Below are 21,907 nucleotides of genomic sequence, written 5' to 3'. Positions count from 1 at the left end.
AATGTCATTTCGATAGAGCGGCGGGAGGACTGTGAGGTGGCGAAAGAGAAATCTTCTACGCCCTGCAAGCCGAATGCATGGTTTAAAAGCAGGACGTAGAAGATTTCTCTTTCGCTCCCGCGCGCTTTCTTATCCCGGCTCTATCGAAATGACATTAAGGTTTTCTTATCCCGAATTCACGTTAATTAAGCAAGGCTGGAGATAAAGAAAATCATTGCAGGTTCGCTCAAATTTAATATGTTTGGCGCTATGAACCAGCAACATCAACCTGTAAATTCTGCAGGGCGGATCCTTACCGCAAGCCTCATCGGCACCACTATTGAGTTTTTCGACTTTTATATTTATGCCACAGCTGCCGTTCTGGTTTTTCCGAGGCTGTTTTTCTCCTCCGCCGATCCTACCTCGGCCACTTTAGAATCGTTGGCAACATTTGCGCTGGCATTTATTGCACGCCCGATTGGTGCAGCCATATTCGGCCACTTTGGAGATCGTAAAGGACGAAAGGCCACCCTGGTTGCCGCCCTCATGACCATGGGACCATCAACGGTTGCAATAGGTTTGTTGCCCGGCTATGCATCCATAGGCATTGCAGCGCCATTACTGTTGGCGTTGTTTCGTTTTGGCCAGGGTTTGGGTTTAGGCGGCGAGTGGGGTGGAGCTGTGTTGCTGGCTACAGAAAACGCACCTGCGCATAAAAAAGCATGGTATGGTATGTTTCCGCAATTAGGAGCACCTATTGGCTTCCTGTTATCAAGCGGGATATTTACTATACTGGGCGAAACCATGAGCGATAGTAATTTTATAAGCTACGGCTGGCGCATCCCTTTTATTGCCAGCGCGCTGCTGGTGTGGATAGGGCTGTATGTGCGTTTAAAAATCTCCGAAACGCCCGAGTTTGTGAAAATGATTGATAATGAAAAGCAAGCTAAAGTACCCTTTGCCGATGTTTTTGTTAAGCATACAGCTGCTATTACATTAGGCACACTTGCTACGGTTACAACTTTCCTGCTTTTTTACCTTATGGCGGTGTTTACATTAAGCTGGGGCACTTCTGTACTGCATTATACTAAAAGCAGTTTCCTCATTATACAAATGATCTCGATGCTGCCTTTTGGTTTGGGCATACCGCTATCGGCCAAACTTGCCGATAAATACGGGCGTAACCGGATGCTGATAGCCGCAACAGGGGCCATCATCATATTCGGGCTTGTTTTCGCCCCGTTTTTCTCTACAGGCAGTTTGGTTATCACCGCCGTATTTTTATCTGTTGGTATGTTTTTAATGGGGCTTACTTACGGGCCTATAGGTACAGCGCTTGCGGGTATCTTTCCGCCATCGGTACGTTATACGGGGGCTTCGCTGGCATTTACGCTTGCCGGTATTTTAGGAGCCTCGTTAACTCCTTACATCGCAACCACGCTGGGGCATAAGTACGGCCTGGCATATGTAGGTTATTATTTAACTGCTGCTGCCGTAATAACGCTGCTTGCTTTATTGGCATCAGCAAAAATGATGAAGCAACAGGCCGAATAACACCATTAAAACGCCTCATTCAACCCCAAAAAGAAACCTTTCGAGCCATACTTACCAAAAGCATAATCCAAACAAAGATTGGTACGTGTGGCTTTGTTAAACAGCACGCGTAAACCACCACCATAACCCGGCTGAAATTGCTTAAATATTTTGGTGCCCGATTCATCATTGGCGGTTTGCAGGTTGCCAAACACCACGCCGCTTACAAATTTGTTGCGCAGGATAGGGAAGCGGTATTCGACTTCGCTATAGTTGTATTGTGTGCCCTTAAAGTATTGAACCACATAACCGCGGCCACTCCTGAAGCCTGCATCTTTACCGGTACCGGCCAATTCGAGATAAGGGATATTACCGCTGATGAGGTATGAGCCCCAGTTCCAGAAGGCGACAACATGCTCCGGGTTTACCGATGAAAGACTGAAGTATTTCCTGAAATCTGTAGTGAACTGTATCGCGTTTCGCGAACTGCCCATCCATGATTGGTTGATGCGGAAACCCGCATCGGCATAAATGCCATGATAGGCGCGGTTCTGGTTGTCGCGGGTGGTGTATTGCAGGTTGAAAAGCAGGCCGTTGGCGGCGTAATGATCGCGGGCAAAGCCGTGGCGGTCGCTGTAAATATTATAGGGTGTAAAATCGGTTGTTGATTTGGTGTCTTCAATTTTCCGGCGGATATCGAAAGATGCACCTGCACCGATGAAGAGGCCTTTATCTATTTCTTTATAAACCTTTTCGCGGATGTTATAGTATTGTGAGTGCAGGGCCCGGCCTTTACGCTCGGGATTGGCCAGCACCTGGTCGGCTGCGCTGCCGTTTGATGCCTGGCCTATACCCAAACCATAATCGGGCGATACCGTTTTGGCTGCAACCAAATTGCCCTGAAAATTCCAGTTATTACCCGGCGTGTATATGTTGTGGTTAATATAAAAATAAATGATGCCTTTTGTGGTGATGGATGCCGACGTAGCGGCTACCGAAAGAAGCGTGTTAGGATCATCGCCCAGCTTTTTACCGGCTACGGCTTTAATGCCTATTTGCGAGCCGATGGTTGGGTTGGATGCCACATTGGGAATAACCGTAATGCCTGATGATTTTTTATTGGGAGCATCTGCCGGTTTACCGGGATGAAAGATGTTCCGCATCAGATCGCCAAAATCATATTGTTTATAAAGGGTATCAGTAGCTTTAACCGGTTTTGGCTCATTTTTATGCAATGAATCAACCTTAGTTGTATCAGACGGTACCTGCACCTGGGCGTAGGCATGGTTTGTTATTACACTTAAAACTGTAAATAAAGCAAGGCCGAATAAGTGACGGAATATTTTATATAATGATTTACGCTGCACGTTAAAATATGTAAATGTTTTAAAATCAATTTATTATGTTTTAACTGTGATAGCGGCGGGTTTTGTTTTAACCGCAAAAACGTGATAATGTTTTTGCAGGATAATATGTTGGTACCTCTGCCGGGTTTTTTATGCGGCCGGTTGCGTGTTAAATAAATAGTTTATAACTTGCTTATAATCAATTTTAAACCTGTAAATCAATTCATTTCTGCTGTATTCTTTTTAAATCAAATTTTATGATGAAGAGAGCCTGTATCCTGTTCACAATAACTACTGTTTGCATATTGGCCGGCGTTGTTTGCCATGCTCAAAACGCCAATGATACCACCGGCCGCAAATGGTGGAAAGAAGCGGTAGTGTACCAAATTTATCCCCGCAGTTTTAAGGATAATAACGGCGATGGGATAGGTGATCTGAAGGGAATTATATCCAAACTTGATTATATCAAAAGCCTGGGTATTGATGTGGTTTGGCTTAACCCTATTTACAGTTCGCCCAATGATGATAACGGGTACGACGTAAGCGATTACCGCAATATTATGAAGGATTTTGGTACCATGGATGATTTTGATGCATTGCTGAAGGGCATGCATGCCAGGGGCATAAAACTGGTGATGGATTTGGTGGTGAACCACAGCAGCGATGAGCACGAATGGTTTAAACAAAGCCGCAGTTCGCGCAATAATCCATACCGCGAATATTATCATTGGTGGAATGCGGAGCAAGGTACGCCGCCGTACCGTTATAGTTTGTTTGATGTAAACCATGATGCCTGGCGTTATGATTCGCTTACCAATGCCTATTACCTGCATTATTTTTCGCGCAAGCAGCCCGATTTGAACTGGGAAAACCCCAGGGTAAGGAACGAGGTACATGGCATTATGAAGTTTTGGGCCGATAAGGGGATAGATGGTTTCAGGCTGGATGCTTTTCAGTTTGCGGCCAAGGATACTACCTTTCCGGCATTTCCGCGCGGATTTGAAAAAAACTTTACGCAATACTACGCCATGCAGGGCAATTTGCATGGCTATCTGCAGGAAATGAACAGGGAAGTATTGAGCAAATACAACGTAATGAGCGTTGCCGAGGGTGCAGGAAACACTTTTGAAGATGCGCACAATTTGGTTGATGCCAACAGGAATGAATTAAATATGGCCTATGCCTTTGAGGGGGCCGACATTGCCAAACCCGAAGGCTACAGCCTATTGCATTTAAAACAGGTATTTACCAAATGGGACAGCGCTTTTGCCTCCAAAGGCTGGCTTTCGGTTTTCCTGGCAAACCATGACCAGGCCCGGCTGGTGAGCAGGTATGGTAACGACAAACCCGAGTTTAGAGCAGTATCTTCAAAAATGCTTACCACTTTTTTAATGACCATGCGTGGTACACCTTATTACTACAATGGCGACGAGCTGGGCATGACCAACGCAGGATTTACCACTATTGATGATTACCGCGATGTACAAACCCTGAATGAGTACCAGCGGCAAAAAAATATCGGCGGCGATTTACCAAAATACCTGCAACGGATAGCGTTTGAAAGCAGGGATAACGGCCGGACGCCTTTTCAATGGAATGGCGATAAAAACGCAGGTTTTACAACAGGCACACCCTGGATAAAAGTAAACAGCAACTATAAAACCATCAACGCAGCACAGCAGGAAAAAGACAGGAACAGTACATTAAATTACTTCAGGCGGGTAGTGAAACTGCGGAAGGATAACCTGGCCCTGGTTTACGGAAAATATACATTACTCGATGCGCAAAACCCGGATGCCTATATCTACACCCGCGAGCTGGATGGCAAAAAGCTATTGATCATGTTAAACTTTAGAGATAAACCGGTTGATACGCAAACCGGCATTGATGTTAGCAAAGCCAATGTTTTGATCGGAAACTATGAGCATCCGTCAAAAGATGGGAAGCTATTACCTTACGAAGCCGTTGTTTATGAATTAAAATAAAGTAAAACCATCTTTAAAAAGAACGTGCAGATAGGACATCTGAGCATTACCTCACCACAAGTGAAATTTGTAATACCTTTGGTTTGGTACCTATGTTCGGTCCGCCCCAGTCTGTTTCATCACCATTCAAAATTCGAACTGCTTTAAATGTACCATGATCGTAAACGCCTTCTTCAACTTTAAGGTATTGCCAGGCTTTGCCCATGTTGTTGCCGGTTGGTTTAAAAGTTACATGGCAATGCGAACCGATCAGCACAAATTTATTTTCAGATAGCGTTACAATCATCGCCTTACCTACCGGCAGCGGGTTGGTTTTAAGGTTGTTTCCGGATCCTGTACCAAAGGTGATAGCTGCATCCCAGGCACCCAGTTTTATAGTTTGTTGGGCATGATCCTCGTGCTCAACAACAGCCCTGATCTTGTCTTCAAAAGCCCAGCCGGCAAGTTGGTGCATCATGGGGCTTGCCATGGCATATTCCTGTGCGTAGGGAGCAAGGCGTTCGGTCATTTGTTGGTTGGTGTGGGTTTCGCCGTTAGCATCTATCCCAAAGGGCGAAAAACCAATGCCGCCATGGGCTAATACATCATAAAAATAGCGGGCGTTTTCGGTTGTAAATCCGGCCTCGGGTACAAATAGCGCATTGTCGGTTCGGGTGTATAAGTCAATTACCTTCTGCACCCGCTGGCTGCCATCTAAATAAATATCCGGCGCAAGCAGGTCGATATGCGGCGCGGCAATTTTCCATATCGGGATCACATTATCCGTTGCGCCGCCACTTTCGTAATGGGTTGCGGGCGGATTGGTAAGCGGATCGCGCAGGGCTACGTTTACGTATAACGGCAGCGGATATTCGGCCTTACCGGCCGCGGCTACCTGCTCAATAAACCGGGCGATAGACCAGGCCTGGAAGTACTCATCCGCGCGTTCGCCAAAAACAGTTTGCCATGAGCCTTTTGCACCGGGCTGGAGCTGGATGCTGAGGGCTTTAAGCACATCGGGCTTTAACAATTCGGCAGGAACGTTAGCTTCAAACAATTTTTGCGCTTGTGCCGAATAATCGCGCACGGTATCCCATGAGCCGGGCTCGTTCTCTACCTGAACCATAATTACGGTATGCTGTTGATCGGCCTGCTTTAAATAATGCATCACTGCTGCAAAAGCTTTAATATCGGCATCTAAAGTAGGTTTGGAATGGGGCGAGGGCGAATCGATCTCTTTACCGGTTTTGCCGGTAATGTTTGGATATTTAGCGGCATCGCGCTTCATCCATTCGGGCATGTAATGATTACTGCCGTTTTTCCAGGTGCCAAACCATAGTAATACCAATCGCACATGGTGCCGGCGCGATTGGGCAAGTAAAGTATCTATAACAGAAAAATCAAACTTACCGGCTTGTGGCTCTATCTGTTCCCAATATATCGGGATCTCGAGGGTGTTGAGGTGCATCGCTTCTACAGATTGCCATACCTGAGGTAACATGCCCGGCCATCCGCTTGAATTATGTGCCTGCCCTCCTAAAATTAAAAATGGCTTGCCATCAACCAGCAGCGCGTGCCTGCCGTTTTTTTCGATAAGTTTGGGGATAGGATTAGTTTGTGCTGTGGTTTTAACTGAGGCTGATGATAGTAATATAAGCCCGAGGAACGCAGTTTTAATTTTGCCCATTGTTGTATAGTATGCCAGGGATAAAATTATTATTTAGATGGGTTTGCGATAAATACTAAAGCAGCGGTTTATAAGCGGAAATTTGCAGACTGCTTAGAAAATATATCGAAGCCGCCATTGCGAGGTACGAAGCAATCGCGAACAATGCAGGGCGGATTTGCATAGCCCCTCTGCTTCCGTGCGATTGCCTCGTACCTCGCAATGACGTGAGGGCTATGGCAATTTTCTTTAACTGTTTTACAGATGAATGCCAATTAGCGTCTTATCTATTCAACTCCAGCTTCGCAAAAAAATCATTAAACATCAGGTTGATATCCAACCGCCGGTAAACCCGGATGTTGCGGCCATGAGCATTATATTCATACCCGCCCTGCGCGTTAATAAGCGGACAAGGTTTCAACACATACTCACTTGACGATGGATCGGCCTCGAACGATGATTGCAATGCAGTTAGCAACACCAGCGGACTATCGCCTAAAATATAAACCTCGCCCAGGTTAAGCTTATATTGCTGAATGCGCAGCATCAAACTTTCAAGCACATCGGCCAGGTATTTACCCGTTTCGCCCTGCGGCTTTATTTTAGTATGCAACTCCGACCATGGCAATATAGCCTGGCGATAACCATCCCTTGGTATTTGCCAAAGCTTTAGCTGTGAGTGATTAAACACAGCCCTTGCTGCAGCTATATCAATATTGAGGTTGTATTCGGGATTGCTGTAATTTGGCGGCGGAATGGCAATATCCAAATATTCCGGGCCGCCTATCCAAACCAAGGTAACCTTATCGGCAATTTTGGGATCGGTTAATACGGCTGATGCTATTTCGGTAAGCCCTGCGCCGCAAAGGATGTACAAGGGTAAAGATGTATCGGTACGTGATGCTTCTTTAATGATCAGATCTACAGCCGCACTTTTAACTGGCGAGGTATCGTTAACCATGGCTGTGTTGGAGCCTGCCACAAGCGGGAAACGGTCTTTCATTTTTAAAACGGTTAACAGCTCGGCCGCTTTTTTAACCGCATTATCGGCCTGTGTTTTTGATTTGTCGAAGCCATCATTAGCGTTGAGGTGCGAGCCGATAATGCCGCGCACCTCTACCGAGGGTGACAATACCAAATGTGTGAGCGCAAATAAACCATCTGGATCTCCGCCGAAATCATTATCCATAATTACCCTGAAACGGGGTTTGATGGCTTTAAAAGCGGGATTAACCTGTGCAAATAAAAATAATGGAGATGCGATCATCAACAGCAAAAAAAGCAGCGATTTGGTTTTAAACATGGCTTTGTTGGGTTTACCGGTTGGTGATCACAATATAAGTGTTTTTATGACACAATGAGATTTTGTGTACGATAATTTTTGCACGTAAGGTGCAATGTACCTATGCTCAAAGACCCACGTCATGCTGAGTAAGTAAAAGTCGCGGCATCTGAAGGAGATATGACATTTTCACCTTTGTCATGCTGAGGAACGAAGCATCTTCTTCGCCCTGTATAGCCGCCATGCTTGTTGTAGAAGATCCTTCGCTATCGCTCAGGATGACAAACTTTTTTAATTATGTCATGGGTAACTTGTTTCAGCACCCCACCCGCTAAGCAACCATGCGCGAATCACCTGCCTGTCCTGTGGGATGCCGAAATAAATTCGGCACGACGTTAAGCCCCCGATAAGATTTTCTTAAATAGCAAATTACAAATCTGTTTTCTTCCCCGGCTCCAAAATATTAAGCCTGTCATCAATGCCCAATGCCTTGAACGATTGCCTCAACATATCCCCGGTTTCCGTATAGTGCGACCATCCCTCAAAATGCACCGGGATAATGGTAGCCTGTGGAAAAGCAAAGGCCGTATCAATGGCATCGTTAGTACCCATGGTTACATTAAATGGCCCGCGGGGTTTGGCTGCTCCCGCGAAAATGAAAACATATTGAGGATCAAACCTTTCGGCAACTTCCTTTACACCTTCATAAAATACAGTATCGCCGGTAATATAAACCTGCAGGTTTGCATCTCCTTTTACAGCCACCAAAAAGCCTATCACTTCGCCGGTTAATTTTTCAACGCCGGTAGGGCCGTGGCGGGCTGGAGTTGCTGTGATTGTAATTTCATCACCTTCGGGCGAGGTAATGGTGATGCTTTCCCATGGTGCTAAACCTTTGGCTGTTCCCTGTAAACGTTGGGCACCTATATGCGTGGTAAGCGTTTGCTTAACGGTTTTAAGTAATTCTCTTCCCGCATTATCCAGGTTATCATTATGCTGATCGTGGCTTAGCAGTACCATATCAATATGGCCAATATCTGTTATTGCCGGCCCTTCGGTTTTCCAGTAGGTGGGGTTATGGAAAGTTTCACCTTCAGGATCGAGCGTAGGATCGGTCATGATCCTAAAGCCGCCGATTTCGAGGATAATGGTAGGGCCGCCAAGGTAGGTTACGCTTACAGGGTTTTTCATGGTTTAGTTTTTATAAGTTTGATTAAAGTAGTCGTTGGTTTCGGTGATGAGCGATTGCATCAGGTCGGCAGCTTTGGTATGTTTCAATACCGGGGCAATCTGCCCGCTCCAAAACAATATCATATCGGTTTGCTGCTTATCAAACGCAGCTTTCCGTAACGACGATATGAACTGCGTTTGCAGGGGGAATGGCAGTAATTCGGTTTCATTACCAACCATATCCGAGCTAACGCGGTTGCGGATACCGCGGCCTAAGCGCCCGGTAAATGCACGGGTTAATATGGTATGGTTTGATTTCTCGGATAGAAGAGTTTGCCGGTAAAATTCGGTAATGTTCGATTCTTCGGTGGCCAGGAATGCTGTGCCTATCTGTACCGCGCTTGCCCCCAAAGCCAGCGCTGCAGCTATGCCTTTACCATTGGCTATACCGCCGGCGGCAATGATGGGTGTTTTTACTTTTTCTTTGATTACCTGCACCAGGGAAAAGGTGCCCATTAATGAGTTTTCAGATTTATCGAGGAAAGATGGCCTATGCCCGCCAGCCTCAAAGCCCGAGGCGATGATCAGATCAACACCAGCGTTTTCTAAAGCAATTGCCTCATCAAGTGTAGTGGCTGCACCCATAACCGGAATGTTTAACTTACGAAACTCATCCAAAAGTGTTTGTGAGGGGATGCCAAACATAAAACTGAATGCCGGTGGACGAGTGGCTAACAAAGCCCCGACCTGATCCTCGAACGTTGAAAACAAAGATGCAGGCTTGGGTGGCAGCGGTATGTCAAGCTCATCAAAATACGGTTTAAAAAGGGCCTTGGTGTTTTCGTAAACGGCATCGGTAATACCGCCGGTTGGCACATCACTGTTAGATACCCAGAGATTAATATTATAAGGTTTATCAGTTGCTGCTTTTATTTGCTGATCGATATTGATGATCTCATCAGGACTAAGCGTATAAGCCCCGTATCCACCAAGGCCGCCCATGTTTGATACGGTTGCCGCCAGCTTAACGGTTGACAGGTTGCCGCCAAACGGCCCCTGTAAAATAGGATACTGAATACCCAGCACCCCGGCTGCTTTTGTATTGTACCACATAATTATATTTTTATTTAGAGGTGTCGGTAATCATTTTGTTGACAATCAGCCACCGGTTATCTATTTTATGAAACGAAAGTAAATCATTGTAAATAAAATCATACATCTGTACGCTTACTTTCGCCACTGCTATCGAGTTAATTACATCGATAGAAATAATTTCTCCCTTATAAGGTTTACCCGAATCTTTGGGGCTTTGGCGGTTTGCAACACCATCAAGATATTGATCGAGAGTTTTGGCGTAAGGCACGCCTTTTATATCGCCAAAAAGCAAAGTGCCTTTATTAAAAGTGCTGCCTAAAAGTTGGGCATCGCCTTCATATATTGCTTTAAAATAAGTATCCAGTACCTGGCTTATAGCCAGTGAATCGTTTTTTGCAGTTTCCATGATATTGATAATTTGTTGCGTTTGCTATCAACTTTCTGCTGTGCCGAAGCTACAGCAATACTACATGATAAAAGCACAGCAGAAAGAAGAGTTTTCATAATATGATGCTGAAGTGATTTATTAATTAAGGTTATGCCCCGCAGCGGTACCTCCGTCAACATTAATAATTGCGCCGGTTATGAATTTGCTTTTGGCAACGGTGTAAACCATTTCGGCAACGTCTTCAACTTCGCCCACGCGGTTTAACAAATGGATGCCGGCGCTGTCGTCGGCATTTTCGGCATGCATTGGTGTACGGATCACGCCGGGTGCAACCGTATTTACACGGATATTGCTTTTACCAAACTCGGCTGCCAATTGCAGGGTAAGTGCGTGGATAGCACCTTTGCTTGATATTGGCGCTGTAGCAGGCACTCCGCCAAAAGCTTTATTTACCAGCGGCGTACCAATGTTAATAACAACACCTTGTTTTTGTTTAAGCATTTGAGGGATAGCTGCCTGGGTGGTGAAAAATGTACCTTTAAGGTTGGTATCTAAAAAACTATCAAGGTAAGCTTCGTCAACTTCCAAAAACGGTTTGGTTCCAAAAATCCCGGCATTGTTTACCAATACATCAACAGAACCAAATTTTTCGATGGCGGTGGCTACCAGTTGTTCGCCTGTAGTTTTATCTTTTACGTTGCCTGCTACCATAGCAAGGTTCGGACCGGCACCAAGTTCGTTGTATACCTGTTCCAGTTTTTCGGCGGTGGCGGAGTTGATTACAACATTATCGCCGTTGGCTAAAAAGTGCCTTGCAACTTCTTTACCTATGCCGGATGATGCTCCGGTTACTATTACTGTTTGTGTTTTCATGATGTGATTTAATTTTTATCGGCAGTGATACCTTTAGCGCGGAGCTCTGAAACCTGTTCGCCGGCATAGCCCCAGTCGTCGAGGTCAATTTCCTGTATTACTACGTGTGTTAAATGTGGGTCTTTATTAAGGGTGTTGGTAATTACCTCGGTTACACCTTTTATAATTTGTTGTTTTTGCTGTTTGGTAACGCCTTCGCGGGTTACTTCAATTTTTACGTATGGCATGGCTGTTTTAATTTCTGCAAAGCTGCCGGTTAAGCAGCTTTTGCGGTTACAGATATGTTCAGATCAAAATCATTGTAGATGAGGGTATCGCCCAGGTTTTGGAAGAAATTACCCGAGCGGAATTTCATTTCGTATTTGGTACGATCAATAGTGATTTTGCCGGTAGCGGTTAATGTATCAGCGCTGATGTTTACCGCTGCATCAAAAGCAATAGGATGGGTAATGCCTTTAATGGTTAGGTTGCCTTCAACCTGATACGCTTCGGCAGTTTTTGGAGCAACTGATGTGATAACCAAAGTAGCTTCCGGATATTTTTCGATAGCGAAAAAATCATCAGATGCCAGGTGGCCGGCAAACTGTGCATTGGTGGCTTCATCTTCAATATCCAGTATTTTAATGCTGGTGGTATCGATGGTAAATTCACCACCGGTTAATTTGCCACCGGCTACATTAAAAGTACCACGGGCAATGTTTATAGTGCCATCATGTGCACCTGTAACTTTACGGCCAATCCATTCGATACGGCTCTGGTTGTTTGCGATTTCAAAATTTTTAGTTTCCATTTTCTTATGTTTTTAATAATGCTTTGTTTGAATTAACAACACAAAGTACGGCAGGGAAACGGAGGTAACTACGTGATGTAGATCACATTGTAAAGGGTGGAAACAGGAAGAGGAGATTATGTGATGTAGATCACTTTGGAGAGGAGGCGGCGATTAAAAGAGGAGCCTTAATTATGCGCCGGCCTCGCTTTTAAGATTTTTTTATTTAAAATAAACCTCATTTTGAACGTACAGGCGAAGCATGGCGCGAAGAAATTTTCGATGCCTCATTTTGCGCATTAACACAACAGCAATGCCGGCGTAAAAAATTTCTTTCACGCCGATCTATGGTCTATTCTGCGTAATCGTAAATAACAGGAATATTTGCCTTTCGGCTTTCTGCCTTAAGCTTTCAGCTCTTTATTAACGGCCAAAAGCGCTAACACGTCCTCTTCTGTGCCTACAAAAGGGCCTGATGTTTGAATGTTTAAACTGGCCATAGCAGCAGCAAATTCACCGGCTTCCTGGTAGTCTTTACCTTTTGCGCGTTGAAATAAATAACCTGCCATATAAGTATCACCGCAACCGGTAGCATCAACAATTTCGGTTGGTTTATAGGCGGGGATGGTGTAGTAAATGCCATCTACATAAATAACAGAACCCATGCTGCCAAGCGTAACAACCACTTCTTTAACACCCCATTCGTTCAGTACTTTGGCACCTTCGCGGATATCGGTTATGCCGGTAAGCACTTCCATTTCGTGTTCATTAACTTTAAGGGTGGTGATGTATTGCAAAGCCTCGCGTTTTTCTGGCCAGTCAACCGGGATTACGTTTTTATCTTCCACCTTGCGCAGGTAACCCTGTGCATCAAGCGAAAGCTGGCCATGTTGTGCCAGTTTTTTAATAAATTCTGTCGAGATATCATCAGCCAATAGCGGGCCCAAATGAAAAACGTTAGCCTCGATACCATTTAGCTGATCGATAACGAAAGGATCCGCTTTTTGAAGCACGCGCTGGGTACGGTGATCCTGGTTGCCGGAGTAGATATTTTCAAAATAAACGGTTTCGCCGCCGTTAGTGGCATTTACCTCAATGCCTTTGTCGCGCAGTTTTTCAACAACGGGCATTTCACTTAAAGCAAGCGAAGTAACAAGCACATAACTCACATCCATATTGCGGATAGCGTTCGAAAAGTAGAACGAAGTGCCCCCCGCCATGTGTTTTACTGCCTGTGGAGTTACCACTTTATCTAATGTTATATGCCCAACGCAACAAATATCGTACATGAATTTTACTGTTTATGGTGATGAAAAACCAGCCTTATTTAAGGCAAACAGCAAAAGTAATAAATACCAAACGGAGTACAAGATTTATAACGGATTATAACATAAGCGTTATAATTGGCCGATAAAGTAAGAGCGCCGCTACACCACCGCACTAAGCACATGCTGCCCGGCCATCTCTGCCAGATCATCAAAATATACCGAAGTAAGGTGTTCCCAGGTTAACCGACTGCTGTATTCGAGCCCCTCTTCAATAAATTGCTGGCGCAGGGTACTATTTCTCAGCAAGATTTCTATTTTTTCAACATAACATGCCGCATTGTAGGGCTTGCATTTAAAACCGTTTACGCCCTGCTCAATAAAATCCTTTGATCCGCCCCCATCGGCAATTACACAGGGCAGCCCCGATGCCATAGCTTCCAATACCACATTGCCATAAGCTTCCGAAACAGAAGGGAAAACGAATATAGAAGCCGAAGCATATAAAACCGAAAGTGTTTTATGATCAACTTTACCTACAAACACGGCATTTTTCATGCGGGCCTCGCTGGCTTTACGGGCTATGCCATCGCCGGCAATTAAAAAATTAACTTCGGGATGCCTGTCCTGCATCAGGGCATAAACCTCAAATAAAGTTTCCAGGTTTTTTTCCCAAACCAGGCGGCTTGCAAACAAAATAGTAGGGTTATTATTACCAGTAAGCGCAGTTATCACTTTGGCGTTTCTATTTACCGGCGAAAAAAGATGGTTATCCATTCCCCTTTGCCAAAGCTTCATGCGGTAGGCATTTACACCAATATCGGCCAGTTCATCCTTCATACTGTTTGCCGGCACGTAAACACGGTCGCATTGGTTATAGAAGGCGCGGTGGCTATCGCACATCATCTGTTTAACCTTATTAATTAAAAACGGTGTGTGTTTAAGGTAATAATCAATATACGAGATGAAATGGGTATGGTAAATGGAAATAACGGGCAGCATACGCTGCGTTGCATACTTCAACGCAAAAGTACCCAGTAACGATGGGGTGGCTATATGCACCACATCGGGCGCAAATTTATCAATCTCCTCTTTCAGTTCGCTGGTAACCAGGGCGGGGATGGCCATGGTGTAGCCGGTATTGATGGGCAACGTAAGCGCCGGCACTTTTAACGACGGAAAGCCCAGCAGATCGTCGGGCCCGGCACCGTATATAAACAAAAACTCGAAGATGCGGCGATCAATGCGCTTAATGATCTGGTACATGGTGCGTACCGCGCCGTCAAAATCTTCAATTAATATCTCGGCAAAAAAAGCAACTCTTATCTTTTTCATTTTATTACCGATTAGCAGATGTAAAAAAACTATTTACTGTTGTTTACCTTGGCGTATCGTACCTGTTCGGCACTGCGTTCTTCCTCTTCACGTTTATCTGCAAAAAAATCACGCAGTTCGGCCAGTTTATCTGTATTGATCAAATCAACATCGCAATCAAGCAGGGCGCGCCAAACCTCTTTGTTTTCGGGCGAAGCCCATAGCCTTACGCGTTTTTTATAGTGATGAGCTACCGCCACGTAGGCTAATAATAACTGTTTCTGGTTTTCGGGCATAGGGCCTTTGCCTGTCCAGTTAAGTAATCTTGAATATTTGCAGCTGGCTGTCTGGTAAACCGCGTTTGATGCGGTATCAGTACGCACCTGCATCAAATCTTCATCAATAAAAGCAAAGCGCTGTGTTTGCTCTTTAATCATTTGATAAGGCTTATTACCGGTTAAAACAATGGTAACCTTACCGGTTGTAACCACGCCGTTATCATAGCCTGACAGGATTGATTTATAGTCCTTAAGTACTTCGGTCAATTTGGCGTAAGTTTTATCCGCGTCAGATTTGATGTCGATCATCAGCGTTAAGGGCGATAGCGGGTATTTGATTTCCTTGTTATTCCCTTTATAATAATCAAGCAGGGGTTTAAGGTAAAGCTGCTCTAAGGTTCTTCTTTTTTGAAATGAAGGGAGGATATGTGCTACCAACAGTTCATCATCGCGCAGGTAAATATCAGCCTCAACATTTAAAAAGCCATGGTCGAGCGCATCATACAGCGGGCGGTTGTGCCAGTAATCATTATGTGCGAAAGCTTTGGGGAGAGGGGAGCGTTGAGCCCGGGTGGTGAAGGCAATGAGTGACAGGGTAACAAAAAACACAAATTTCAGGTGCTTGTGGCAAAGTGCTGCTTGCATCGTAAATTTTATTTGTTGATGCAAATGTAGCTCTCCAATATGTCTCGATAGTTAGGTCATGGTAAAGTAAAGGTATGTTAAGGTTTAACTTTTTGTAAAGAAATTTACATTTTCATTACAATATATTACGATAATAGCCACATGAGGTTTAACACCGATTCATATTAAATAAGCACATTATAAACACCTGTTAATAACCTGGTTGCTGCGAAAGCAACAGCTGGCCCAGTTGCCGCCGGTTTTTAATTGTGCCGCTTAGGCCGATCAAGGCTGCAATCTGTTCAAAAACTGCTGTATTACTCTTTCCTTCAACCTTCATAAACCTTACCGATGCTGAACCGGCCGATTTGGAAAGTTTTTGCCCCGATGGTTCAAGCAGCAGGGGGTGATGATAAAATGTAACCTGTTCAAAAGCTTTTTCATTAAGTGTTTTGGCTAATGCAAGTTGTGCCAGTGTGGAATGCCATAGATCAGCCCCCCGCACTATAAAATCAACCCCGTAAAACAGGTCGTCAATAAGCGAAGTAAGCTGATAGGCCGGGAAACCATCCTTTTTGCGGATGATAAAGTTTTGCATTTCGGCAGGCAGGCTGGTTTTGATAATTTCGCCTGCATAGGTTTTTACACTTAACACAGCATCATCCGTTAACAAACGCCAACTGGCTCCGGGCGTATCAAGGGGGATGCTTTTTTCGATGCAGCTACAAGTACCGGCTTCAGCCAGTTGTTTGCGGCTGCAGGTGCAGGCAAAAATCGCATTTTGATTTTTTAACCTATCCAACGCTGCATTGTACAGTGGCATACGGTGCACCTGGGAAAATGCGGCTTCAAAATCATCCGGATTTGCCGGGCCCACATCCCATGGAATCTCTAAAAACCGAAGCGTATCAAAAACATCGCTTAGATACTCAGGAGCAAACCGGGCTCTATCCAAATCATCTATCCGCAGCAATATTTTTGCATGGTGCTTTTGAGCGAGGGTTGCAGTAATAACAAACGATAAAACGTTGCCCACATGCAAAAACCCGCTCGGCGTTGGGGCCAGGCGGGTTTTATTAAAATATATGGGCTTGTTGGCCATTGGCTATTTATAAACGGCCCAATATACAAAAGCTAAGGGCGATTGCGAACAACTTACACCAGCAATGTGCCGCCATCAATCACCAGGTTTTGGCCTGTGCCAAAGCTCTGTTTCATCAGGTAAATAAATCCTAATGCTACATCTTCAGCATTCCCTACACGGTTAAGCAACAGCGTATCTTTAGCCCAGTTGTACAAACCTTCTTTAGCGGCGGAATCCAAACTATCCCATAAATTAGTATCAATAACTCCCGGAACCACTGCGTTAACACGTATAGGGGCCAGTTCAACAGCCAGGGCGCGTACCAAACCCTCTATAGCACCACAAATACTGCTGGCTATGGTCCATCCTTTGGCCGGGCGGGTGCCCGCTGTGCCGCCGGTTAGGTTAACCGAACCACCTTCGTTAATAAACGGAACGCTATATTTAACGGCCGCATAAGCGCCCCAATAACGTAAATTTAAAAATTTACGCGCGGCATCGATATCGGTTTCGCCAATGTTATTGAGGTTGAGGTTTTCGGCAGCAGTATATACAAGGTGATCAAAATTGCCGGCCTGCTCAAAAAATGCTTTGATATTCTCTTCGTGAGCCAGGTCAACAGCATAGCCTTCCGTCCCTTCGGGCAACTGGCTTAGGGCTTTATCAATACGGCCCTGGTTACCTGATACTATCACAATTTTAGCACCTTCGGCAGCGGCGGCCTGCGCGGTTGAAAAACCTATACCGGTACTTCCGCCTAATATAATTACCCTTTTACCATTTAATGTTGATTTGCTTTCGCTTTGATTATTCATAACAATATTTGTTTTTTGATAAAGCAAAGTTCGGCCGGGTAGCGCCGCATCCACTTAACATTTGGTAAAAACGGAAATGGTTGTTTTTTTAGCACAACAACCATGTAAAAATGTATCATTCTTCCCTACTTCTGTATAAATCCGCCGGGCTAATACGCGGTAGCTTTGTCATATCAATTAATCATTACAACAATGGCAAAAACAATTTTTATAACAGGTGCTTCCCGCGGGTTCGGAAAGATCTGGGCAGAAGCATTTTTAAAACGTGGCGATAAAGTAGTAGCAACAGCACGCGATATCAGCACGCTTAATGACCTTACTAAACAATACGGCGACAGTATTTTAGCGCTGCAACTGGACGTGAACGACCGCGATGCAGATTTCGCTGCCATACAACAGGCCAAAGCACATTTCGGCAGTATCGATGTGCTGATTAACAATGCCGGCTACGGCTTATTCGGCAGTGTTGAAGAAACATCTGAAAAAGAGGCCCGCGACCAGATGGAAACCAACTTTTTCGGTTTGCTATGGCTAACTCAGGCTGCCATACCGGTAATGCGTGAGCAAGGCCAGGGCCATATTATCCAGGTATCAAGCGTATTGGGTTTGGTTGCCGCACCTATTTTAAGCATATATAACGCCTCGAAATTCGCGGTTGAAGGTTTGAGCGAAACCCTTGCTGCCGAAGTAAAAGGTTTCGGCATTAAAGTTTCTATCGTTGAGCCAAACGGTTTTTCTACCGATTGGGGAAGTGCTTCGGCTGTACACTCGGTAGCTTTGCCGCAATATGATGAGATGAAAGCCAAACAACAGGCCAGTTTTACCGCCGATTTCTTTGGCAAACCGGAAGCAACTACCGATGCTATCCTGAAACTGATCGACAGCGAAAACCCACCATTGCGTTTGTTCCTTGGTAAAATCGGTTACCAATGGGTTAAACAGGTTTACGCAGGCCGCGCAGCCGAGTGGGATGAATGGAATGATGTTTCGGTAGCTGCACACGGGCACTAATCATTTCAACGTAAATAAACTACCTGCAAGGTCCATACTGTTTTCTGTATGGATCTTGTTCTTATTTTTACATATTATGATCCATTATAGCAATCTTCCCAGCCTTTTTAAAAGGTACGGTTTTCCGCTACCTGAAAATCCAATGGTAGCCGTTGTGCCTTGCCGCGGTACCTGCGACCTTGCCGAAAGGGAGCTTACGGGCGACTTTTACATGATCGCATTTAAAAAACTTAAATCGGGCACTATAAGTTACGGTCGTACCAAATACGATCATGAAAACGGGTCGCTCATGTTTGTAAAGCCAAGGCAGGTAATTCAGTTCAGGGAGATTGAGCTGGAGGAAGCCGGTTTTAATATCTTTTTTCACGAAGATTTTCTGAACGGCCATGCCCTGCACGACGAGATAAAAAAATATGGCTTTTTTGAATACGAAACCAATGAAGCCCTGCACCTCTCACCCCGCGAAGAACAGATCATCTGGGAGCTGCATGACAAGATAGAGGCCGAACTGAACGGTAATATGGACGAGTACAGCCGCGATATCATCCTTACCCATATCGATTCGGTGTTGAAATACTCGCAGCGTTTTTACAAACGCCAGTTCATTAACCGCACCGAGCTATCGGGCAAAACCGTATCTAAATTCAACAAGGCATTATCCGCTTATTTTGATAAAGGATTACTGCAAACCAAAGGCTTGCCAACGGTAGCCACGATGGCGTATGACCTGAATATCTCGGCCCGTTACCTGAGCGATATGCTGAAACAGGAAACCGGCAAAACCGCTATGGAGCTGATCCACATTTATCTTATTAGCGAGGCAAAAAACAAGCTGAAAGGCGAAGACCAAAGCGTATCTGAAATTGCCTATACCTTAGGCTTTGAAAACCTGCCGTATTTTTCGCGCTTGTTTAAAAAAGAAACAGGATTAAGCCCGAACCAGTTTAAAAAACAATTGGTTAACTAACCCTACATTTGGTTTATGACATTTGCAGACAGGGTTATCCAATTTAATGAGCAACTCACCTACACCGGTGACCCGCTACCGCCCGGCATCCGCATCCTTAACCCTTTTAAAGAGCATCCGCAAACCATGCGTATTGTTGATGCTTTTTATCATAAATATTATAACGATAACAACCAGCGCCATATCATCCTGGGCATTAACCCCGGCAGGTTTGGAGGTGGGCTAACCGGCATTCCTTTTACCGATCCTAAACGATTAATGTCCGAATGCCATGTCCCCTACGAGGGGAAACTCTCGCACGAGCCTTCATCAGTTTTTGTGTATGAAGTGATTAACGCCTATGGCGGCGCGGAAGCTTTTTATAACAAGATCTACATCAATTCGCCCTGCCCGCTGGGTTTTATCAGTATTGATGAGAAAGGCCGGGAGAAGAATTACAACTATTACGACAGTAAAGAACTAACCAAAGCTGTTTATCATTTCATGATAGAAAATATCCGGAAGCAGATTGCCCTTGGTATTAATACCGATAAATGCTTTTGCTTCGGCACTGGTAAAAACGAAACTTTTTTAAAGAAGCTGAATGATGAATACCGCTTTTTTGGCGAGATTATAGCATTGGAGCATCCGCGTTTTATTATGCAGTATAAAACTAAAAGTAAGCAGTTTTATATTGATAAGTATCTGGAGGCGTTTGACCGTTAATTGGGGGGATTATGTTGATTTTTATTTTGGGGATTACACCGATTATTTTTTGATTACACCGATTTAGACCGTTGATTGGGGTGATTACGTTGATTGCGCTGATTTTTGTCCGAACTGAATTTGGGGGAATTAAAGAATTTTTCGAATTTGCTTTTCATTCTGTTAATTCCTTAATTCAATAAATTCCGGTTCAGACAATCTTTAATATGCAAGCTGAAGAAATCCTCAAACAGCACCTCGCCAAAACCATTAGCCTGACTGATGAGCAGTTTGCTTACGTAGCCTCTCATTTCAAGCAACAATCGTATAAAAAAGGGCAAGCCATCATTAGCGAGGGCGATAAAGTAGATCACGAGTATTTTGTGTTATCGGGCTGCCTGAAATCGTTTTTTATTAACGATGATGTAAAAATGTACATCCTGCAGTTTGCCATGCCTACCTGGTGGGCATCCGATTATAATGCGCTTTACAACCAAACACGCGCTACCATCAACCTGGATTGTATTACCGATGCCGAAGTGCTGTCCATCTCCAACGCCGATAGGGAAAAGCTTTGCAACGAGCTGCACCCGGTTGAGCATTTTTTCAGATGGCGTACCAACAAGGGCTTCGTAGCTTCTCAAAAACGGCTTTTATCGTTTATGAATAACGATGCCAAAAAACGTTATGAAGAGTTAATGACCTTGTACCCTGCTCTGTATAATATGGTGCCTAAACATTTAATTGCGGCGTATTTGGGTGTATCCCGCGAGACTTTGAGCAGGTTATATCATTCGTAAAAAGCTACCGGGGGCACATCTTTTCTCGAATAAAAAGGGAAATAGCATATAATTACGCAGAAGAGGGTGCCGGAGATGGTACCGAACAAGAAATATACTTAAGTATGGCATTATAAGATTGCTCCTCATGGCTAATACTCATGCCCGTGCATGTTTTTGAAATGAAAAATTGAAAAAATAACTAAAAAACCTTTCGCCTTTTACCTTTACCCTTTCACCTCAAACCCAAACTCCAAATCAAATCTCCCTCGCATCGGAAGCATTGATCCAACCTTCGCTGCCGTTGGCCAATTTTACCCTCATCCAGCCGTTGTTATTATCCAGTACATCAACCTTGGTACCATCATGAATCAGGAACAGGTTTTTTGCCGTTGGTGTGGGTGCGCTTTTTACGTTTACCGAATTGCTGAAGATGATAGCGCCATGATGGCCATCAAAATATTGTTGCTGCCTGTCGGCGGTAAACATGCTGCCTAAACCTAAAAATATAATAAGCAAAGCGGCGTAAAACGAAGCTTTTTTAACCCCAACCGAATTAGTGAAGCGGTAAACTACCAGCAAGGCAAATCCCGTTATCATCAACAATACGCTTATAACAGCCAGCGTAGTTAATGAAAAACGCAGGATAAACGAATGCCACCAGCGGGTGATAAAAAACTCGGTAGGGGCCTCAACCTTATCGGTAGTTTTTTGATTGGCAAACTGGATATTAAAATTAATGTCCTCATCGCCAGGCGATAATTTATGAGCTTTTTCGTAATAGAGTAAAGCCGATGGTACGTCGTTATTTTTAAAATAAGCGTTGCCGAGGTTAAAATAAACCAGGGCCGACATGTGGCCATCATCTGCTATTTTTTGATAGGTGGCGATAGCCTCCTTGTATTGGCCTTTAGCGTATTGTTCGTTCCCTTTTTTTAATTGGGCGTTCACAGTCACGTCGCCAAACGCCAACAGCGGCATGGCTACAATCATGAACAGGTATATAATGCGTTTTAGCATG

22 protein-coding genes are annotated in these 21,907 nt (G+C 44.5%); 7 read left to right on the top strand and 15 right to left on the bottom strand.

The window, feature by feature from the left end; translation table 11 throughout:
• Window positions 1-249 precede the first annotated feature (249 nt).
• Window positions 250-1,533: an MFS transporter gene (locus tag HYN43_RS22710; RefSeq protein ID WP_119409081.1), complete on the top strand. Its 1,284-nt coding sequence runs from the start codon at window positions 250-252 to the stop codon at window positions 1,531-1,533.
• Between the two features lie 5 nt (window positions 1,534-1,538).
• On the opposite strand, the gene HYN43_RS22705 is transcribed toward HYN43_RS22710, so the two are convergent.
• Window positions 1,539-2,879 carry a BamA/TamA family outer membrane protein gene (locus HYN43_RS22705; protein WP_245446991.1) on the bottom strand — a complete coding sequence of 447 codons (1,341 nt, stop codon included), beginning with the start codon at window positions 2,877-2,879 and terminating at the stop codon, window positions 1,539-1,541.
• Window positions 2,880-3,115: 236 nt separating this feature from the next.
• On the opposite strand from HYN43_RS22705, the gene HYN43_RS22700 reads away from it, so the two are divergent.
• On the top strand, window positions 3,116-4,843 hold the full coding sequence (locus tag HYN43_RS22700) for a glycoside hydrolase family 13 protein (RefSeq protein ID WP_245446989.1): 1,728 nt from the start codon (window positions 3,116-3,118) through the stop codon (window positions 4,841-4,843).
• 46 nt (window positions 4,844-4,889) lie between these two features.
• Here HYN43_RS22700 and HYN43_RS22695 read toward each other — a convergent pair whose 3' ends face one another.
• Together HYN43_RS22695 and HYN43_RS22690 are read right to left on the bottom strand one after the other, a co-directional pair.
• On the bottom strand, window positions 4,890-6,509 hold the full coding sequence (locus HYN43_RS22695; RefSeq protein ID WP_119406211.1) for a GH35 family beta-galactosidase: 1,620 nt from the start codon (window positions 6,507-6,509) through the stop codon (window positions 4,890-4,892).
• 262 nt (window positions 6,510-6,771) lie between these two features.
• Complete coding sequence (locus HYN43_RS22690; protein WP_205589807.1) at window positions 6,772-7,791, bottom strand: nucleoside hydrolase; 1,020 nt, start codon at window positions 7,789-7,791, stop codon at window positions 6,772-6,774.
• A gap of 179 nt (window positions 7,792-7,970) precedes the next feature.
• On the opposite strand from HYN43_RS22690, the gene HYN43_RS30925 reads away from it, so the two are divergent.
• Window positions 7,971-8,105, top strand: coding sequence for a hypothetical protein (locus HYN43_RS30925; RefSeq protein ID WP_281024303.1), 135 nt, complete (start codon window positions 7,971-7,973; stop codon window positions 8,103-8,105).
• Window positions 8,106-8,199: 94 nt separating this feature from the next.
• Here HYN43_RS30925 and HYN43_RS22685 read toward each other — a convergent pair whose 3' ends face one another.
• From HYN43_RS22685 to HYN43_RS22635, 11 genes are all read right to left on the bottom strand, one after another.
• Window positions 8,200-8,961, bottom strand: a complete 762-nt coding sequence (locus HYN43_RS22685) for an MBL fold metallo-hydrolase (RefSeq protein WP_119406210.1) — start codon at window positions 8,959-8,961, stop codon at window positions 8,200-8,202.
• Between the two features lie 3 nt (window positions 8,962-8,964).
• Window positions 8,965-10,053 (bottom strand): NAD(P)H-dependent flavin oxidoreductase, encoded by a 1,089-nt coding sequence (locus HYN43_RS22680; RefSeq protein WP_119406209.1) that lies wholly within the window; start codon window positions 10,051-10,053, stop codon window positions 8,965-8,967.
• Between the two features lie 10 nt (window positions 10,054-10,063).
• Window positions 10,064-10,441 (bottom strand): nuclear transport factor 2 family protein, encoded by a 378-nt coding sequence (locus HYN43_RS22675; protein ID WP_119406208.1) that lies wholly within the window; start codon window positions 10,439-10,441, stop codon window positions 10,064-10,066.
• Between the two features lie 120 nt (window positions 10,442-10,561).
• Entirely contained in the window at window positions 10,562-11,296 is a 735-nt protein-coding gene (locus tag HYN43_RS22670; RefSeq protein ID WP_119406207.1) for an SDR family NAD(P)-dependent oxidoreductase, read from the bottom strand.
• A gap of 8 nt (window positions 11,297-11,304) precedes the next feature.
• Window positions 11,305-11,523, bottom strand: a complete 219-nt coding sequence (locus HYN43_RS22665) for a tautomerase family protein (RefSeq protein WP_119406206.1) — start codon at window positions 11,521-11,523, stop codon at window positions 11,305-11,307.
• Between the two features lie 29 nt (window positions 11,524-11,552).
• Entirely contained in the window at window positions 11,553-12,086 is a 534-nt protein-coding gene (locus HYN43_RS22660) for a YceI family protein (RefSeq protein ID WP_119406205.1), read from the bottom strand.
• Window positions 12,087-12,469: 383 nt separating this feature from the next.
• Window positions 12,470-13,354, bottom strand: a complete 885-nt coding sequence (locus HYN43_RS22655; protein WP_119406204.1) for a PfkB family carbohydrate kinase — start codon at window positions 13,352-13,354, stop codon at window positions 12,470-12,472.
• A gap of 138 nt (window positions 13,355-13,492) precedes the next feature.
• Complete coding sequence (locus HYN43_RS22650) at window positions 13,493-14,665, bottom strand: glycosyltransferase family 4 protein (RefSeq protein WP_119406203.1); 1,173 nt, start codon at window positions 14,663-14,665, stop codon at window positions 13,493-13,495.
• Window positions 14,666-14,694: 29 nt separating this feature from the next.
• The gene (locus tag HYN43_RS22645) at window positions 14,695-15,567 is read right to left on the bottom strand and encodes a phosphatidylinositol-specific phospholipase C/glycerophosphodiester phosphodiesterase family protein (protein ID WP_119406202.1); all 873 of its coding nucleotides are present in this window, start codon (window positions 15,565-15,567) and stop codon (window positions 14,695-14,697) included.
• 190 nt (window positions 15,568-15,757) lie between these two features.
• On the bottom strand, window positions 15,758-16,648 hold the full coding sequence (locus HYN43_RS22640) for a glutamate--tRNA ligase family protein (protein ID WP_119406201.1): 891 nt from the start codon (window positions 16,646-16,648) through the stop codon (window positions 15,758-15,760).
• A gap of 53 nt (window positions 16,649-16,701) precedes the next feature.
• Window positions 16,702-17,445 (bottom strand): SDR family oxidoreductase, encoded by a 744-nt coding sequence (locus HYN43_RS22635; RefSeq protein WP_119406200.1) that lies wholly within the window; start codon window positions 17,443-17,445, stop codon window positions 16,702-16,704.
• A 192-nt stretch (window positions 17,446-17,637) separates the two neighbouring features.
• On the opposite strand from HYN43_RS22635, the gene HYN43_RS22630 reads away from it, so the two are divergent.
• The 4 genes from HYN43_RS22630 (at window position 17,638) to HYN43_RS22615 (ending at window position 20,907) form a co-directional block, all read left to right on the top strand.
• On the top strand, window positions 17,638-18,456 hold the full coding sequence (locus HYN43_RS22630; RefSeq protein WP_119406199.1) for an SDR family NAD(P)-dependent oxidoreductase: 819 nt from the start codon (window positions 17,638-17,640) through the stop codon (window positions 18,454-18,456).
• A 76-nt stretch (window positions 18,457-18,532) separates the two neighbouring features.
• Window positions 18,533-19,423 (top strand): helix-turn-helix domain-containing protein, encoded by an 891-nt coding sequence (locus HYN43_RS22625; RefSeq protein WP_119406198.1) that lies wholly within the window; start codon window positions 18,533-18,535, stop codon window positions 19,421-19,423.
• 15 nt (window positions 19,424-19,438) lie between these two features.
• The gene (locus HYN43_RS22620) at window positions 19,439-20,128 is read left to right on the top strand and encodes an SMUG2 DNA glycosylase family protein (RefSeq protein ID WP_119406197.1); all 690 of its coding nucleotides are present in this window, start codon (window positions 19,439-19,441) and stop codon (window positions 20,126-20,128) included.
• A gap of 206 nt (window positions 20,129-20,334) precedes the next feature.
• Window positions 20,335-20,907 (top strand): Crp/Fnr family transcriptional regulator, encoded by a 573-nt coding sequence (locus HYN43_RS22615; RefSeq protein WP_119406196.1) that lies wholly within the window; start codon window positions 20,335-20,337, stop codon window positions 20,905-20,907.
• Window positions 20,908-21,144: 237 nt separating this feature from the next.
• Here the strand turns inward: HYN43_RS22615 and HYN43_RS22610 are convergent, their stop codons facing one another.
• Window positions 21,145-21,906 (bottom strand): tetratricopeptide repeat protein, encoded by a 762-nt coding sequence (locus HYN43_RS22610; RefSeq protein ID WP_245446987.1) that lies wholly within the window; start codon window positions 21,904-21,906, stop codon window positions 21,145-21,147.
• Window position 21,907: the final 1 nt, after the last annotated feature.

The sequence above is a fragment of the Mucilaginibacter celer genome (genome assembly GCF_003576455.2).
Lineage (GTDB): Bacteria > Bacteroidota > Bacteroidia > Sphingobacteriales > Sphingobacteriaceae > Mucilaginibacter > Mucilaginibacter celer.
This window is presented reverse-complemented; position numbering and strand designations above follow the sequence as displayed.